The organism is Collinsella aerofaciens, from assembly GCF_015560135.1.
GTDB classification, from domain to species: Bacteria; Actinomycetota; Coriobacteriia; order Coriobacteriales; family Coriobacteriaceae; genus Collinsella; species Collinsella aerofaciens_AN.
On record NZ_JADMRH010000017.1, the window covers coordinates 1 to 2258 of the forward strand.

The 2258-nt window shown below is 50.9% G+C and carries 1 protein-coding gene and 1 tRNA gene; both read left to right on the forward strand.

All coding sequences use genetic code 11. From position 1 onward, the window contains the following. Nucleotides 1-163: 163 nt before the first annotated feature. Nucleotides 164-238 (forward strand) — tRNA-Val (locus I2H19_RS07380). A 445-nt stretch (nt 239-683) separates the two neighbouring features. Further along, nucleotides 684-1841, forward strand: coding sequence for a hypothetical protein (locus tag I2H19_RS07385; protein WP_195622222.1), 1158 nt, complete (start codon nt 684-686; stop codon nt 1839-1841). Nucleotides 1842-2258 lie beyond the last annotated feature (417 nt).

Below are 2258 nucleotides of genomic sequence, written 5' to 3' on the forward strand. Positions count from 1 at the left end.
GGGTATCGGGTTCCCACATTCATCCGTACATGTGCGGATGAATGTGGGAGGTGTTCGGATGAAGTCGATAATCAAGGAGCACCCACGAATTTAAAATCGGGGGCAAAAAGTTCTTGGTAAACCACGCACGGCTATGTTAGTATCTCTTTTGCCGAAAGGCGACGGGCGATTGGCTCAGGGGTAGAGCATATCCTTCACACGGATGGGGTCACAAGTTCGAATCTTGTATCGCCCACCATCAAAAACGCAGGTTAGAGGTGTTAAGCCTCTGGCCTTTTTCTTTTGACACCAAGGGTGACACCAAAAGTGACACCAAATTTTCGATTTTTATTAGCATGGGGTCCTATTTTTTATTGAACGCAAACCCTTCATAGTTCCTACATATTGAATATAATTTTCGTTCGTTGACAACTATAGAGTGACGTCGTCGAACATTTTGAAAATAGTTCACGCGCTCTTTCAACGAATTCTTTGCATGATTCATACGCAATTGTGGAGAAAAAGACCACTGGCTCACAGCTCGTACCAGCACATTCACGCCTCGTGACAGCCTTTCAACACATCCCATCCATTTTTTGGTCAGCGTTTGGTCAGCTTCCGGTACTTACCCGCATGATGCCCCAGTAGATAATCGTCCACGACCACAACCGCATGGCCTACGGCCAATACCAGGGGAGGCGCAAATGGACGAAATCGTCTGCGCAAACACTGCATTCCGCTATTGGCGCTGCCCACCGCAGGTGCGCAATCTCTACCCGCGCCTGCCCAACTCCGAAGACGGCTGGCGAGCTCTATCCCAAGCCCCTTTTGTAACCGAAGTCCTCAAGACCCCGATTATCGCTGTTGCTTCGCCAGGTTGTTGTAATCACCACTCGGGATTGCGCTCTACTATTCGCTGGGAAGGGGCATCGGATGCCGGCACAACAATCGACACTAATTTAGGCTTTAGTGTCACCAATCCGCTTAACACGTTATTTACTATGACACGCTTTGTGTCCCAAATAGATCTCGTACTGGCTATGTACGAACTTTGCGGCTGGTTTTCTGTTTTCGAGCCGACCCCCGCTGTCGAAATGCAGTTAAAAATCGCGTTAAAGGAGAATCGCAATTCCAGCACGCAGGATCTGTTCGAACTTGGAGAAGGCGAAGACGAGATTCCTTGGAAACGAGTTTACGCCCGCGCAACCGTAAAGGCCACAGATAAAGAAGGCCAAACGAACAAGCGTGAGGATGGAAGAGAGGTTACGAAACTCAAAGGCACTTCTCTTTGGATGAGAAAGCCGCTCATCGAGCTAAGCGATCTGCATCGGTTCGCCGACAAGGTCAAAAGTCAAATGTGGGGAAAGCAGTTTTATGATGCCACTCAGCAGGTTATCGGCATTGCTGCGTCTCCACTCGAGGTTGCAGGAATCTTGCTTCTAAACCGTCCGCGGCGTCTTGGCGGCGCGGGCTTCACGAACGTTTATGTCAACGACTTCACTCCTCTTTCCATATCGGCGCAAAACATTGCAGGTCAAAAGGTCTGCTACGGCGATATCGTGATCGTAAATCCGATTCTTATTAAAGGGGCAATTATCGAAATCCAAGGTGAAGTCATTCATGGCTCAGGTGCAATACTTGACCACGATGCGGAACGCATGACTGCGTTGCAGAGCATGGGATTCGATGTATTCCTGGTGACTCACGATATGCTCAACAATTCAAAGCAGCTAGACACCATAGTCAGAAGTGTCTGCGACCGTTTAGGGATTCGCTATAAAGCCAAAACCGAGGCAATGAAGTGCGCCGAGACGAGACTGCGAGCAAATGTTTTGTGCAACTGGTTGGAAATCGGAAATTAGCCAGCGACAAGGCGCTAGAACTACCTAATTTGCATGTTAGTGAATTAATGTCATTTCAAAACCATGCCGGACTACGGGGCTGGACCCGGACCGGCCGTCCATGCCCTGCATTTCACGGAATGCGCAAGCCGTCTACCTGCGGTTTTGATTTTACCGATTACGGCATGCTCGGGGGTTCCCGTCCCGGCCCCGTAAACCGGCATGGTTTTGAAATCGCCGGGTGGGCGGGAGCGCGATCGGCCCCGGTAATGGACCCGGCGCCGGCAAGACGGCCGTTTGGCGGATGGCGGCCCGCGCCGCGACTGCGAAATTTTCCAAAATTGCCCTTGCATCGCCGTCGGAGTTCCCGTATAGTACTTCTTCGCACGGGGGCGTAGCTCAGCTGGGAGAGCGCTTGACTGGCAGTCAAGAGGTCAG

Bases quoted from the DNA above. Each gene is read 5' to 3' on its own strand.
- I2H19_RS07385 (WP_195622222.1), top strand. From the start codon at position 684: ATGGACGAAATCGTCTGCGCAAACACTGCATTCCGCTATTGGCGCTGC.